General features: G+C 53.1%; 20 protein-coding genes. 11 read left to right on the forward strand and 9 right to left on the reverse strand.

The features are described 5' to 3' along the window. The 7 genes from HII27_RS21325 to HII27_RS21355 form a co-directional block, all read right to left on the reverse strand. Positions 1 to 158: LexA family protein (locus tag HII27_RS21325; protein ID WP_455583648.1), on the reverse strand; the 158-nt coding region annotated here is incomplete at its 3' end. Further along, entirely contained in the window at positions 155 to 2,194 is a 2,040-nt protein-coding gene (locus tag HII27_RS21330) for a DNA cytosine methyltransferase (RefSeq protein ID WP_185669433.1), read from the reverse strand. The genes HII27_RS21325 and HII27_RS21330, both read right to left, overlap by 4 nt. After that, positions 2,187 to 3,080, reverse strand: coding sequence for a phage N-6-adenine-methyltransferase (locus tag HII27_RS21335; protein ID WP_185669489.1), 894 nt, complete (start codon positions 3,078 to 3,080; stop codon positions 2,187 to 2,189). The genes HII27_RS21330 and HII27_RS21335 overlap by 8 nt, the downstream gene beginning before the upstream one ends. Further along, complete coding sequence (locus HII27_RS21340) at positions 3,080 to 3,961, reverse strand: conserved phage C-terminal domain-containing protein (protein WP_185669434.1); 882 nt, start codon at positions 3,959 to 3,961, stop codon at positions 3,080 to 3,082. The genes HII27_RS21335 and HII27_RS21340 overlap by 1 nt, the downstream gene beginning before the upstream one ends. Beyond that, the gene (locus HII27_RS21345) at positions 3,951 to 4,130 is read right to left on the reverse strand and encodes a DUF4222 domain-containing protein (RefSeq protein WP_185669435.1); all 180 of its coding nucleotides are present in this window, start codon (positions 4,128 to 4,130) and stop codon (positions 3,951 to 3,953) included. The genes HII27_RS21340 and HII27_RS21345 overlap by 11 nt, the downstream gene beginning before the upstream one ends. Positions 4,131 to 4,302: 172 nt before the next feature. Then, positions 4,303 to 4,845 (reverse strand): YmfL family putative regulatory protein, encoded by a 543-nt coding sequence (locus tag HII27_RS21350; protein WP_185669436.1) that lies wholly within the window; start codon positions 4,843 to 4,845, stop codon positions 4,303 to 4,305. A gap of 25 nt (positions 4,846 to 4,870) precedes the next feature. Then, positions 4,871 to 5,071 carry a Cro/CI family transcriptional regulator gene (locus tag HII27_RS21355; RefSeq protein ID WP_185669437.1) on the reverse strand — a complete coding sequence of 67 codons (201 nt, stop codon included), beginning with the start codon at positions 5,069 to 5,071 and terminating at the stop codon, positions 4,871 to 4,873. 92 nt (positions 5,072 to 5,163) lie between these two features. On the opposite strand from HII27_RS21355, the gene HII27_RS21360 reads away from it, so the two are divergent. The 11 genes from HII27_RS21360 (at position 5,164) to HII27_RS21410 (ending at position 12,072) form a co-directional block, all read left to right on the forward strand. Beyond that, positions 5,164 to 5,823, forward strand: coding sequence for a LexA family protein (locus HII27_RS21360; RefSeq protein ID WP_185669438.1), 660 nt, complete (start codon positions 5,164 to 5,166; stop codon positions 5,821 to 5,823). A 516-nt stretch (positions 5,824 to 6,339) separates the two neighbouring features. Continuing rightward, positions 6,340 to 6,711, forward strand: coding sequence for a hypothetical protein (locus HII27_RS21365; RefSeq protein ID WP_185669439.1), 372 nt, complete (start codon positions 6,340 to 6,342; stop codon positions 6,709 to 6,711). A 55-nt stretch (positions 6,712 to 6,766) separates the two neighbouring features. After that, the gene (locus HII27_RS21370; protein WP_185669440.1) at positions 6,767 to 7,594 is read left to right on the forward strand and encodes a YfdQ family protein; all 828 of its coding nucleotides are present in this window, start codon (positions 6,767 to 6,769) and stop codon (positions 7,592 to 7,594) included. A gap of 130 nt (positions 7,595 to 7,724) precedes the next feature. Further along, a complete protein-coding gene (locus tag HII27_RS21375) occupies positions 7,725 to 8,264 on the forward strand; it encodes an HD family hydrolase (protein ID WP_185669441.1) in 540 nt (179 codons plus the stop codon). Next, positions 8,252 to 8,452 carry a hypothetical protein gene (locus HII27_RS21380; RefSeq protein WP_185669442.1) on the forward strand — a complete coding sequence of 67 codons (201 nt, stop codon included), beginning with the start codon at positions 8,252 to 8,254 and terminating at the stop codon, positions 8,450 to 8,452. Before HII27_RS21375 ends, HII27_RS21380 begins: the two co-directional genes overlap by 13 nt. 55 nt (positions 8,453 to 8,507) lie before the next feature. Further along, positions 8,508 to 8,789 carry a DUF551 domain-containing protein gene (locus tag HII27_RS21385; protein ID WP_223883272.1) on the forward strand — a complete coding sequence of 94 codons (282 nt, stop codon included), beginning with the start codon at positions 8,508 to 8,510 and terminating at the stop codon, positions 8,787 to 8,789. Beyond that, entirely contained in the window at positions 8,786 to 9,367 is a 582-nt protein-coding gene (locus tag HII27_RS21390) for a hypothetical protein (RefSeq protein WP_223883269.1), read from the forward strand. Before HII27_RS21385 ends, HII27_RS21390 begins: the two co-directional genes overlap by 4 nt. A 115-nt stretch (positions 9,368 to 9,482) precedes the next feature. After that, positions 9,483 to 9,884, forward strand: a complete 402-nt coding sequence (locus HII27_RS27250) for a hypothetical protein (protein ID WP_223883270.1) — start codon at positions 9,483 to 9,485, stop codon at positions 9,882 to 9,884. Next, complete coding sequence (locus HII27_RS21400; protein ID WP_185669444.1) at positions 9,877 to 10,446, forward strand: 3'-5' exonuclease; 570 nt, start codon at positions 9,877 to 9,879, stop codon at positions 10,444 to 10,446. Before HII27_RS27250 ends, HII27_RS21400 begins: the two co-directional genes overlap by 8 nt. A gap of 41 nt (positions 10,447 to 10,487) precedes the next feature. Then, on the forward strand, positions 10,488 to 10,724 hold the full coding sequence (locus tag HII27_RS21405; protein ID WP_185669445.1) for an excisionase family protein: 237 nt from the start codon (positions 10,488 to 10,490) through the stop codon (positions 10,722 to 10,724). 55 nt (positions 10,725 to 10,779) lie between these two features. Further along, complete coding sequence (locus tag HII27_RS21410) at positions 10,780 to 12,072, forward strand: tyrosine-type recombinase/integrase (protein ID WP_185669446.1); 1,293 nt, start codon at positions 10,780 to 10,782, stop codon at positions 12,070 to 12,072. 85 nt (positions 12,073 to 12,157) lie between these two features. Here HII27_RS21410 and tcyJ read toward each other — a convergent pair whose 3' ends face one another. Together tcyJ and fliZ are read right to left on the reverse strand one after the other, a co-directional pair. Beyond that, positions 12,158 to 12,958: a cystine ABC transporter substrate-binding protein gene (gene tcyJ / locus HII27_RS21415; RefSeq protein WP_185669447.1), complete on the reverse strand. Its 801-nt coding sequence runs from the start codon at positions 12,956 to 12,958 to the stop codon at positions 12,158 to 12,160. A gap of 86 nt (positions 12,959 to 13,044) precedes the next feature. Next, positions 13,045 to 13,596, reverse strand: coding sequence for a flagella biosynthesis regulatory protein FliZ (fliZ, locus tag HII27_RS21420; RefSeq protein ID WP_185669490.1), 552 nt, complete (start codon positions 13,594 to 13,596; stop codon positions 13,045 to 13,047). Positions 13,597 to 13,613 lie beyond the last annotated feature (17 nt).

The raw sequence follows: 13,613 nt of genomic DNA on the forward strand, positions 1-13,613 counted from the left end.
TTTTTCTCTAGCGCGCGGAGGTGATCCGCCGCAGCGTTGGGAGAGCTGCATCCCAGCAGCCCCGCCAGTTCGAAGTTAGTAGGTGGGAAACCATGCTCGCGCTGGTATGCCACCAGAAGATCCAGAACGTGCTGCTGGCGTGTGGTTAAAGTCATCATGCGGCGATTTCCTCTTTGCTCACGCAGAGCTCTGGTAAGTTTGCGCGCACCAGCGCCTCGGCGAATGGTGGCGGTACAGCGTTTCCGCAGCGGGCAACTTGTTTGTCTTTGGCGTAGCGGTGCCCACGGTAGTCCTGATCGATAACGTAGCCATCAGGGAAGCCCTGTGCTTTGTACAGCTCATGCGGTTGCAGCATGCGCATACCGATATCAACGATTTGGTATTTCACCCCCTCGATGGTCACCAGCCATTCATCCGCGCTTTCCCCGCAATACGTTTCCAGGAAAGTCCGTACTTCCCCGACGTGCTGGCCTCCAGCGGTGATAGTCGGCATTGGTTCATCGAGGCGCTGCCCATCGCGGCAAGTCCCGCGCAGCTTAATAAGATGAGAAGTAACCATCGCGCTATCTGCTTTGGTGGTCAGAGTTTGAATAGGCTCGCTAACGTCTCTCGGACGGCTCTGCCCCGCACGACCGCCAACGCCGACAACCTGCGCACTGATCAGCGCATGGTGGTCAACAGTGGTAACCGCATGTGCTGGCTCGTCTAACCCGACGCCCGGCCCGGAGTAATTCCCGCCGTAGTGCTTCGCAAGGAATGCGCTCACCGTCGCGAATTTATTGCCGCCGGCGGTAACTGTGCCCAGCGGGTTGTCCAGTTGCAGCACGCGCGGTTTCTGCCCGGGGCGTTCGCCATACCCCATCTGAATCAGCGTTGGCGTCACCAACTGCGATTTACCGCCACCGCCCGCCGTGATAGTCGCGCTGGGCTCATCGGCCCGGTGACCGACACTGGCACCAAACTGCCGCGCGATAATCGGCGCAACGAGACAAGCTCGGGACTCTTTCAGGATGGTATGCGCAGGTTTATCCACCGGGCGCGGCCTCGCCTGGTACTCACTGCCTCCGTTTCCAGCCAGGAACGGGGTCAGCGCCGCCTCAACCACCCCGAGAGCATGCCCATTCCCGCCAGGGCGCGATGACGTGCCAGCGGTAACCGTCGGTACCGGTTCAGTAACTGGCTGGCCGGTTGCGCCGGTACGGAACTTCGTCAGATGTGGGACGGCGACAGCATAACCGTGAGTTTTAGTGATGGTCTGGAGCGGTTCTTCCAGAGCCTGACCCCGGAAACAGTCGTAACTCGTTTTAGTGCTGGTGTGATTGCACTTCACGATAAACGGTGATGCGCTCTCGATAACAAAGCGCTGGATACCACGCGCGATCCGCTTCAGCGTATTCTCTGCCAGTGGCTTTTTGCGGTCGAAGATAGACAGCGCCGGGATGTTCCAGTCGATACACTCCGCAGCGGTGCGCCATGGCGCCAGCTTGCCGCTCTGCACTTCCAGTGATTTTGGATCTCCATGGGTAGCAGCAGGCCACTCAACAGCATGCCCATCACAACGCATCACCATGAAAAAACGCTTTCTAATGGTCGGGGCACCGTAGTCACAAGCGCGCAGCTCTCGGAAATCAACGGTATAACCGAGCCCTTCCACCAGCAGTTGGGCCTGCGTGCTGCCTGGCTCAATAGCGAGAAATTCGCAGACCTCAGCCAATGCAGGATGATCCGCCGCGATGCCTGTGGAAAGCATGCCAACAAAGGCCGCGAAGGTTTCCCCGGTACGAGCTGGATCAGGACGCATCTCATCCTCCAGCAGCGGCCCCCACGTTTTGAACTCTTCAACGTTCTCCAGCATCATTACGCGCGGTCGCTTCGCAAGCGCCCAGCGCAGGACAATCCACGCCAGGCCGCGAATGTCCTTCTTCACAGGCTTTGCACCTTTGGCCTTCGAGAAGTGTCGGCAGTCCGGGCTAAACCATGCTAGGCCGACAGGATTACCGCCGGTAGCCGCTACCGGATCCACATCAAACACCGATTCGCAGTAATGCAGCGTGTCCGGGTGGTTCGTCTTGTGCATCGCAATGGCGTTTTCATCGTGGTTGATCGCAATATCCACGCTGCGCCCGATCGCCAGCTCAATACCAGTTGAAGCACCGCCACCACCAGCAAAGTTATCAACGATAATCTCACGCACAGGCCACCCCCATGCTTACAGCTAGGCCGCTCGCGACGGCGATAATTTCTGGCGTAGGCATACGCTCCAGCCAAAGCTGGTTGATGTGGGCTTTTAGCTTGTTCTGCTGAGACATTTCCAGCAATTCAGCGCCATCTACCTGGTTAAACACAATCCCGACCTCAAGCGGCCAGATGCGCGATTCTGTTCCCGGTAATACCTGCGGTGCCGCGGCTTGTTCTTCCTTCTGTATTGGCTGTGCGGCTGGTGGCTGAGCTTTACCGGCGGCAAAGGTGGCCAGCGCCAGAGATGCACGCCCTTTTTCTTCCAGCGCGGGGCGGGTGATGTAGCTGAAACGCTCTCCACGCCATGACTTATCGAATAGAGCAATGGCAGCGCTGAACCCCGCAGATGATTCGGACGGCTGCCCCTCTTCTGGTCGGTACCACACAGGAAGATCGAAACTGATACGCCCACGGATAAACGCAACATGATCCGCTTCTTCTGGCCACCACACTTCACCCGTTGCCGCTTTAATCAAAAATACGTAGCGCCCGCCCTGTTCCCGCATTGCCAGCGTATGCGCAATGATGTGGCGCATGCCGGTGATTGCCTGCTTCTCGTGGTACTGTGACCGGCTGTATGGTGGGTTGCCGTACCCGGCTCCGCCGAGTTCCTGCAGGCGCGCTGACCAGTCCTGCGTTAAAGCGTTGTCTTCTGCGGTGTACCAGGCTGGGCACTTCGCGTTATCGTCATCCGCAAACAGGTCGAGAACCAACGGGCCAAACATCGCATTTATGCCCCAAAAAAGCAGATCCGGAGTACGCCACTGATCGCCAACTTCTTTCAATTTGTGCGCGCTTTTACTGCGCATTTCCGCCAGAGCCTGGCAGTAAGCATTCGTCATCATGAACGGAACCCCGTGTTCTCTGGCAGTGAATAATCAACTTTCTGGAAGCTTGCGCGGTTAGCTGGGCTTGTGGCCCATTTGCCATTCACGCGTTCTGGACGCCCAGCTGCAGACCAGTTCGTCGCGCTCTGGAGATAGCCTGGGAAGTTTTTCGGGATGAACAAGGTTGCCGGGCGGAGATACTGCGCTTGATCAGTCTCGCGCCAGTCGGCAGTTTTGTAGTCCACCACCAGACACAGATCCTCAACCGAGAATTTTTCCCGCAGGCGAGCGCGGATGTTTTCCAGTGATGAGCTGCAAACCTGGTAGCGTGAACCGGTTGTCTGGTTCAGGTGAGCCAAAACAATCTTGGCCTGGTCAGTAACCACAACTTCCGGGTCGGGTTGCGCAGCAACCGGACAAGGGGTTTTAGTAGTTACTTGTGGTTCTGGTTTTGATTTTACTGACGGATCCCCGCCAGATTCTGACGGGTCAAAACCGCCGTTATTGCCGGATTTCGACGGGTCAGATTTTGAGGCGTCAAATTTTGATGCGTCAGATTTTGATGCGTCAGATTTTGACGTGTCAGATTCTGGCAGTTGAGAAAATGCCGCCGTCCGCAGTTTTGCTACATTCAGGCGGTACACGTTCGAAGCATTGCGGTTGCCATTACGGCGCTGGGTACGGGTAAGCCAGCCCTCTTTTTCAAGCTTCGCGATTGCCGTTCTGATGGTGCTCGGCCCAGCACCAAGTTGGCGAGCGATGGTCTCAATCGACGGCCAGCACACGCCCTCGTCGCTGCTGAAATCTGCCAGGCGCGCCATAATTGCCACACTCGACAGCTTCATGCCCGACGCCGCGCATCCATCCCATACGTAGCCGGTTAATTTAGTGCTCATGATCGTCCCTTATTTTTCTGAACTTTTGGCGAAACAGTTCGAGTGGGCTGAAGCACTCGTGCGGGTAGCCATCGCGCAAGTAGATAACGCGCTGTGTTTCTGGCTCCCAGCGGATAACTCGGACTGGTATGCCGCGGTGGTCCCTGTACCGCCGGTTAAGTTCGCGCATAAGCGTTTTGCCCTCCGGTAGTAGACCCCCACAATTGAGACCGCCCGGCTGTGGTTACACGGCACCCAGCGGTTTGATACTCTGCGTTCATACCGAAACAACGGAGCGCCCGGTACCGGGATCATCCTGAGTTGCGGTAAACGGTTAAAAGCCGTTAAACTGGCCATGCGGATTATTTCTCCATACACGTAGAGTTGTTCGCCATGACGCCCGGAGCTGCACACTCGCGGGCGTCACCTTCCCCAAACAGCATTTCTGTCACAACCATGATTTCCGCCACCAGCGACTGCACCCGGTAGCCTTTTGCCTTCATCTTTCTGTTTTCCTCCTTATCCAATACGCCGTCCGCTGTAGACTCATTGTGAAACTGAGCAAAACGCCCCAGCGCCGACAGCAGGTCATTAAATTTTGTCAGCAGTTCCTCGTTGCCCATTTGCTCAATTTGCGGGAGCTTTACGAAGACGCCGTTGGTGTGGAATGCAATTGCGTCTGCAATATGGCTAGAGCCGCTAGCACGCTGTAACACCATTGCCCAGCCCAGCGGGAATATTTGATCGCCATCGGAGCGGAGGCGGTTAAATAGCCCGTTCTCTGTAGTTCCCAACCATTCAGCGGCCTCGGCATATCCACCAGGCAGGTCTGTAATCACCTTTTTAATCGCAGCCACAAGCCAGGCTGGCTGACGTTCAACTTTCCACATTGGTTCGTTACCCACGGTTATCCCCTTCTATCTGTGGTTTCTAGTTAGCGGAATTGCCCGTAACCTTGTGATAAAGGGATGCGTCATACTTCAATTTCCCTTTTGTGATTCGCTCAATAACGAATGCCTGTTTCTCTGGAATAACCTTTCCCCAGCGGCATACCGCAGGATGAGAAATATTCAAAGCAACAGCAGTTTTAGAAATACCGCCAAAGTGCTTTACGACTTCAGACTTATACATAGTTCCTCCGGTGTGGTGAATGAACTAAAGGTAACAAAAGGCACATCAAATAGCAAACAACAGTTACCATTAAAGGGTGTAACATTGGTTACATGAAAACAGAGATGAAAGACCGCATCAGATCCAGACGGATTCAACTGGATATAACCCAACTAGCACTGGCCAAAAAGCTCGGTGTAAGCCGCGTTTCGGTTACTAAATGGGAGAACGGCACAACAAAACCAGATGGTGAAAACCTTCACCAACTGGCTCAAGCTCTATCGACGACCCCTGAGTGGATTCTTTACGGGTCTGGTGATGAGGTTATTGATGACACGCGCGTTGTGCCATTCTTAAAACCCCCTGTAGCTGTACCGATCATATCGGCAGTTCAAGCCGGTCTATGGACGGAAAGCTATGCTTGCTCAAGACTTACTGACGTGATTTCCTGGACTCAAACAACAGCCAATGTCTCAGATGAAGCGTTTGGGTTAGTTGTCCGCGGGGAGTCAATGACCAACCCGCAAGGACTCCCGTCAATACCCGAAGGTTCCATTGTGATTGTCGAGCCGCATTATGGGCAGCTTGATGATCTTTACGGAAAAATTGTTGTAGCAATATTGGACGGAACATCTGAAGCGACCGTCAAAAAATTGGTTTGGGATAGCCCGTACTCTTACCTAATGCCGCTTAACCCGGTATTTAAGCCAATCCAAATCGATGGTAATTGCCGAATTGTTGGTAAAGTCGTCCAAATTACTCAAAATATCTAACCCCCTTCCGACTACAAAGACCGAGCTCAGCCTCGGTTTTTTTTCGCCCCAAAAGGTAACATAAAGTACATTCACCACTTGACCATACTGGTAACTAAAGGTACATTTAAAACACAAAAGGTAATCACTGGTACCGTTTGTTAAGTGAACTAGATGCCTTGTATCAACATTCTGGCGGCCCGTGTTTTCCTTGTGTCCGCGGTCACCGCCAGCTTTTTCAAGGCTCACAACGATAAGAGCATTCCCGCCACACGATGCTGAAACCCAAGCGCCATGTGGATGCGCCAAAAAGCTGCGACGTGGCGTTGGTAGAAGATCGGAGTGCTCTTTTCGTTGTGGTAATGCGGCTATGCGCACGTGACGAGGCCACCAGCTTATTCAACTTAAAAATGAATATGACTCTTGATTAGTGTACGTCGCCGGGAATGGTCGCCCCGGCAGGTGGAGGCACCACCACCACAACTTCGTGTATGGAGATAACTTACTGACGGTGGCAGCCGTCACAATGAGGTAACCATGAGTAATGATCGCATGACCGTAGTGCCCGATTTTCTGGGCGAACTGGATGCCGGCGTGTTCATGAACAAAATCGCCGCGGCGCTTAACAACACCGCGCTCGGCGTTCTGAACAACGGCAATAAGGGCAAAGTTACGCTTACCTTTGACTTTGAGCGCATGGGCAATTCCGTAGAAGAGAAGCGCGTCAAAATTAAGCACAAGCTTCAGTACGTCACCCCGACACCGCGCGGCAAGGCAACCGAAGAGGACACCACTGAAACCCCTATGTGGGTTAACAAAGGCGGCAAACTCACCATCCTGCAGGAAGATCAGGGGAACCTGTTTAGCCTCGGCGGTGAACCAGACGGAAAGCTGCGCGCGGCGAAGTAGGCCGCGATTGATTGACCACGTTTAATTTTTCTACATCTACTTTTAAGGAATTGTTATGACCCAGCTTAATAGCGGCGCGATCCAGGACGTTCAGAAACTTACCCTTTCCGCTTTCCATCTGGATAAAGTACGTGAAACCGCATGCCCGACCGCCATGATCCCTGATGGTGTCAGCATTGAAAGCCTGGAGCACTTTGGCCTGGAGCGTTTCCGCTTCCGTGGCGCGATGGAAACCACCAGTATTGACGACTTCACCCGCTACTCTACCGGCTACGCCAGCACCGAAACACCAGCACGCTGCTTTATTGATGCCGATAACATGCGCGCCCGTTCTATCTTCAACATCGGCACGCTGGCGAACCCAGGGCATGCGGATAACATTGCGCAGATCGGCCTGAAAAAAACAGCACCATTCCGTGCACTGCTGGCTATTGACGGCACCCGCCTGAACCAGAAGCAGATCGCCGAATGGCTTGAGGACTGGAAAGACTATCTGCTTGCATTCGACGCCAACGGCGACACCATGCAGATCACGCAGGCCGCACAAGCCGTTCGCCGCGTTACCATCCAGCAGGCCACCCAGTCCGATCATGAAGATGGCGATTTCGCCGGTAAAAAATCGCTGATGCAAAGTATTGAAGCCAGCAGCAAAGACGTAATGCCGGTGGCGTTTGAGTTTAAGTGCGTACCGTATGAAGGACTGGGCGAACACGCGTTCAGCCTGCGCAATAGCCTGCTCAAAAGCGGTGAACCGTGCTTCGTTCTCCGCATCGTGCAGCTGGAAGCCAAGGAAGAAGCGATCGCCAACGAATTCCGCGATCTGCTGATCAGCAAATTCGACGGTGAGCCAGTAGAAACCTTTATCGGTAAATTCAGCGCGTAATTGCCCTGCCTTAATAGCCCTCCGCCGTGGGGGTTATTAGTGAAGCGTAATTCCGTTAATTATCGCCACCCGGCGAGGGATTCGTGCAACCAAAATCTGCGCGGTGCAGCGCGCCAATATGGAGAAAACAATGAGCTACATTCAGACATTATCCGGTAAAAAATTTAACTACCAGAACGCCACTATCGACGATATCGACACCGAAGATATCGCAACCGCCCTCTCCCACATTTGCCGCTTTGCCGGGCACCTGCCGGAGTTCTATAGCGTGGCCCAGCACTCTGTACTGGTAAGCCAGATTGTCCCGCCAGAATTCGCCTTTGAAGCGCTGATGCACGATGCAGCAGAGGCATATTGCCAGGATATCCCGGCACCACTGAAATCCCTGCTGCCAGATTATCGCCGTATCGAAACGCATGTTGATGGTCTGATCCGCTTCAAATACGGCATCCCGCTTGAACAAGCCTCCGTCGTGAAATATGCGGATCTAGTACTGCTGGCCACCGAACGCCGTGATCTGGAAATCGACGACGGGTCGAAGTGGGACATTCTGGAGGGTATCCCATGCTCCGACATCATTCAGGTGATACCGCTTCGCCCAGGCCAGGCTTATGGCCTCTTCATGAACCGCTTCAACGAGTTGATGGAGATCCGCAAATGCGCCGCCTGAAAGTAAAAGAACTCGTGGCTGAAGCGCATGCATCAGTTGCAGAACTGCCACCAGCACAAGGTCAGGTTATGCGTGAAGTAGCCTGCCGCCTTGATACAACATTCGTGGCATTGACTGAGGCTATGGATCAACTGGTGACAGCGAGAGCCGAATTGGAACAACTCCGGCAAGGAGCCGAGAATGAGTAAAGTTACTTTCGTTGTGGACTATGAAGATGGGAAAGAACCAGCGGTTCACGCAGGCATGGTCATACTTGGCGGCAGACTTACTGCCTTTTCATCTAGTGACTCGCTGAAGAATAAGTCATTCTCCGTTAATGACTGCCTTCCATCTCCGAATGATACGGTCCTAATTTTCGATGCTAACGGCGAGGGGTGGCTGATTGGCTGGCGATCGATGTGGATGACATGGGGACAGAAGGAAACAGGCCAGTGGCAATGGACATTGCAGAACGGCGATATCGATAACGATGATGTTGAAATCACTCACTGGGCACCAATGCCTGAAGAACCGGAGGCCCAATGAACGATATCACCGCACTGATGGCGACCATGAAAGCGGCAGCAGAGAAAGCGAAACATGCCGGTGAAGCGCCGGTCATGGACTTCTACACGCGAATTGATGCCCTCAATGAATTCCAGTTAGCAGCTTGTCCAGACAACGTCCTGGTGCTGGTAGAGGCGCTGGAAGCCAGGCAGCCGCACCACAACGGCATGATGCAGCTTTCTAACGAACTGGTGATGGCGAAGCTGCGCATGGTCGAGCAGGGGTTAAAGCGTATTCAGGAGTCCCGCGCCGTCACCGCGTCTCATAGCGATTACTTTGCCTCTCTGGTAGCAATGGCTCGTGTATCAGCAGACAAAGCCATGCGGAAGTTTCCACAGCCGAACTACGTGCTCCTGAAGGTTGCGGAGGAAGCTGGCGAGGTCGTGCAGGCCGGGGTCCATTATGCAGAGAAACGGATGGAGTGGCAGCAGGTAGAGGGCGAGATTGTCCAGCTGTTGGCAATGCTGATTCGCCTAGTGACCGAGGGAGACCAGATTAATGGCATCACTCCTCCGGCCGCTGGCATCCAGGTTGTCGAAGGAGCGCAAACAGAATGAGAGAGGCAATAGAAATCCTACGTCGCAAAGCGGAGGAACAGCAAAAGCGTGGTCATGTAGCAGCAGCTACGGCCCTTAATTACGCAGCATCTGAATTAGAGCGGGAGCTACGAAAATGACAAATAACCAGCTGCCAGAATGGCGCCAGGCGCTGAATACAGCCGTAGAAAACTATCAATCCACTCGCTCCTGGTATGAAGAAAATCAGGACAGCCCATCAGCCGAACAGGATATGGGTGCGGCGGCGGGTGAGATTGATAAAATACTGAAACAGTATGGGGTGCTCATCGTATTAAGTTTGCTGGATGAGCTAGGCGATCTTCAGGAACACCAGAAAGCAGCGGAGCCGGAATTGAAGCCCGCAAATCTGGTTAATAAGTTCTACGAACGTTACCCCGTTGCATCATTCAAGGGTGATACCGAGCGCGCCAGTGCGCTGGGGTATTTCATGGCTGGTGCTGAGCTTCAGTGCTTTGGTGAATTTGTTAAATACGAGGATTTGTGCAGCGATGAATAACCATTTAATGATCGACCTTGAAACTATGGGCACCAAACCAAACGCCGCAATCGTCGCTATTGGCGCTGTATTCTTCGACCCGCAAAGTGGGGAATTAGGGCAGGAATTTTACACCGCGGTGAACCTCGCCAGCGCAATGGAGCAAGGTGCCTTACCGGATGGCGACACCATCATCTGGTGGTTGAAACAAAGCCCTGAAGCTCGCTCTGCAATTTGCGTTGATAACGCTCTGCCGGTCGCCGCGGCTCTTTCTGAGTTGAGTCACTTCATTAATCGCAATGCGGATCCGGAATTCCTGAAGGTGTGGGGCAATGGTGCCACATTCGACAACACCATACTGCGTAGCGCCTACGAGCGCGCTGGCCAGCCTTGTCCCTGGAAGTATTGGAATGATAGTGACGTGCGCACCATCGTGTTAATGGGCCGCCAGATAGGTTTCGATCCTAAGCGAGAAATGCCGTTTGATGGCGTCGTTCACAACGCTCTTGCTGATGCCCGGCACCAAGCCAGGTATGTTTCGGCAATCTGGCAAAAACTCATCCCAGCCACCAGCAAACACTAAATATTCCACCGGGTGCAGCCGGTTTATTTGGAGAAATAATTATGACCAATGTTATCCAACTCGCCCCGAATGAGTGGGTTTGCGAGAGCGTTCTTATCGCGGTCACCGGGCTTAAGCCTGGAACCATCCTTAGAGCCAGAAAAGAATGCTGGCTGGTTGGTCGGGAGTATATCCACGTGTCCCCTGACGGAAGCCCAAAGCCGTCCAGCGAGTGTATGTACAACAGAAAAGCAGTTGATTCATGGGTCGCATCACTGAGAAACAAGCAACCAGGGTGATTTAACACCATGAAAAAGGTAAGCTCACATCGCTCTTGGGCGTCTGGAGGAATCAATGGATAAAGTCACATATCCAACAGGCGTCGAAAACCACGGTGGCACATTACGCATCTGGTTTAACTATAAAGGTAAGCGTGTCAGGGAAAGTCTCGGTGTCCCTGACACCATTAAGAATAGGAAGTTGGCTGGCGAACTGCGCGCCTCCGTCATTTTCTCTATTCGCATGGGTAATTTTGATTATGCTGCGCGGTTCCCTGAATCACCGAATCTGGATCAATTCGGGATCGCCAGTAAAGAAATAACAGTTGCGCAGCTGGTGAAGAAGTGGCTTTCACTGAAGGAAATGGAGATAGCCAGCCGAACCCTAAACAGCTATGAATCCGTAATGGATAATATGCTGAAAATGTTGGGCCCAAATAAATTAGCCTCTTCGATTACTCAGGAAGATATTCTTTTCATTAGAAAGGAATTGCTAACCGGCTATCAAACACCTGGCGGCGGGAGAAAAACCATTGTTAAGGGCCGCAGTGTTACGACAGTAAACCAATACCTGGCGATAACATCCGGAGTATTCAAGTTCGCTGTTGATAATGGTTATATCGGCCAGAATCCTTTCACTGGTGTTTCTCATCTGAAAAAGTCACGGCAGCCACCGGATCCTTTAAGCAGAGACGAGTTTATCCGGTTGATTGATGCTTGCCACCAGCGGCAGCTGAAAAACATCTGGGTGCTGGCGGTGTACACAGGCCTCAGACACGGCGAAATTTGCGCGCTGGCCTGGGAGGATATCGACCTGAAAGAAGGGACGTTGATAGTGCGCAGGAACCGCACCAAGCTGAAAGAGTTCACCCTGCCAAAGACTTTGGCGAGTACTGACAGGGTGGTTCATCTTATTCAGCCGGTTATCGACGTGCTAAAGGATCAGGCTGAACTGACACGGCTTGGAAAGCAGCACCAGATAAAGGTGATGACGAGAGAATACGGGCGTAGTGTCAACCATTCCTGTACCTTCGTCTTCAGCCCACTGGTTGCAGATAAATCACGTCGAGCTGGGTATTGCTACTCGACGAATTCTATCAACAAAACATGGGACGCAGCAATGAAACGGGCGGGGCTCCGACATCGTAAAGCATACCAGTCTCGACACACTTACGCGTGTTGGTCACTGGCCGCTGGTGCAAACCCAAACTTCATTGCAAACCAAATGGGTCACGCAGACGCCCAGATGGTATTCAGGGTATATGGCGCATGGATGCCTGACAGCAACGCCCTGCAGGTGGAGATGCTAAACAGGCAACTTTCTGAATATGTCCCAACGGTGTCCCAAACTAGGGTAGTGGCTGGTTAGCATTATGCAAATCAGGTAGTTAAGTCGTTAGCGCGACTTAAATAAAAAAAGGCGCTCAATCAGCGCCTTTTTTAAAGCATGACGATTATTCTGTCACGTCTGCCCCGAACCATTTCTCAGACAGCGCTTTCAGGCTACCGTCTTTATGCATGGCATCGATGGCGCCATCAACCGCTTTCAGCAGGTCTTCGTTGCCTTTACGCAGCGCTACGCCAGATTCCTGACGGGAGAATGCGTCGCCCGCAACGGCCAGCGTATTGTTGGTTTTCTTCACCAGATCCAACGCCGCCAGGCGGTCAACCAGAATCGCGTTGATACGGCCTACGCGCAGGTCCTGGTATTTGGTTGGGTCATCGTCATAGGTGCGAATATCCACGCCCTGGACGTTTTTACGCAGCCACTCTTCGTAGTTGGTCCCCAGACCGACACCGACTTTTTTGCCTTTCAGGTCAGCGGCGGTTTTGATGGTGTCTTCGCTCCCCTTTTTCACCAGCGCCTGGATACCGGAGATGGTGTACGGGGTGGAGAAGTCATATTTCTTCTGACGCTCCGGCGAAATGGTGACCTGGTTAATCACCACATCGATACGTTTTGAGTCCAGCGATGCCAGCATCCCATCCCACTTGGTCGGTTTGAGGTCTGCCTTCACACCCAGGTGTTTCGCCAGCTCGTTGGCAAACTCGACTTCAAAACCGGTCAGCTTACCGTCATCGCCCTGGAAACTGAACGGAGGATAAGTGCCCTCCAGGCCAACGCGCAGCGTACCGCGCTCTTTAACCTGGTTTAATAAATTCTCTGCAGCAAACGCCTGCACGCTTGCCCCAGCGACCAGCGCAACGGCCATAGCGCCCATCAGCGCCTGACGACCCAGAAACTTCAGCTTCATTATACCCCCGAAAAGCATCATTTTTTTCGTAGTGTAAGCCGTTCATCATCAATGACAAACAACCATGAGCTACATCTTATTCCAATTTAATATATATCAGAGGTTTCACAGTCTGCGAAATTTTGCTCGCTGTTTAGCGGTAAGTGGCGCTGAAAACGCAGGTACTTACGCAGGGCAATACGATAATTGTTGGTGCTGGTATCCGGCAGCCAGGCTTCGAGCTTCTCATCCGCATGACGCTCATGCAGCAGCGCGCGCGGGACGTCATTGTCGACGAAGTGATTGCCCAGCCGACGCAGGCGTACGACGTACTCACGTACGGTGCCCGCGCTCATGTCGGTTTGTTCGAGGAGGTATTGTTTGAAGCCGATGATATTGAAGAACGCACTCTGCTCCTTGCAGTGCAGATCGCCGCAGAAGCGGCACAGCGCGGACCAGGCGCTACGCTCCTGCTGCCAGGCGCTGTCGTCCATTAGCGTATCCAGACGGGAGATGGCGATTTTATTCACGATCACCCCCTGACGCACTAAGGTGATACGATCGAGCAGCTTATGACAGTGGGCGCAATGCGTTTCGCTGTGTTTAAAGTCTTTGAGATAGCGGCTTAATGGCCGTCTTTTTACCTGCATCATTATGATAACTCCGGGTTCTCATT

The organism is Kluyvera sichuanensis (genome assembly GCF_014218705.1).
Classification (GTDB): Bacteria; Pseudomonadota; Gammaproteobacteria; order Enterobacterales; family Enterobacteriaceae; genus Kluyvera; species Kluyvera sichuanensis.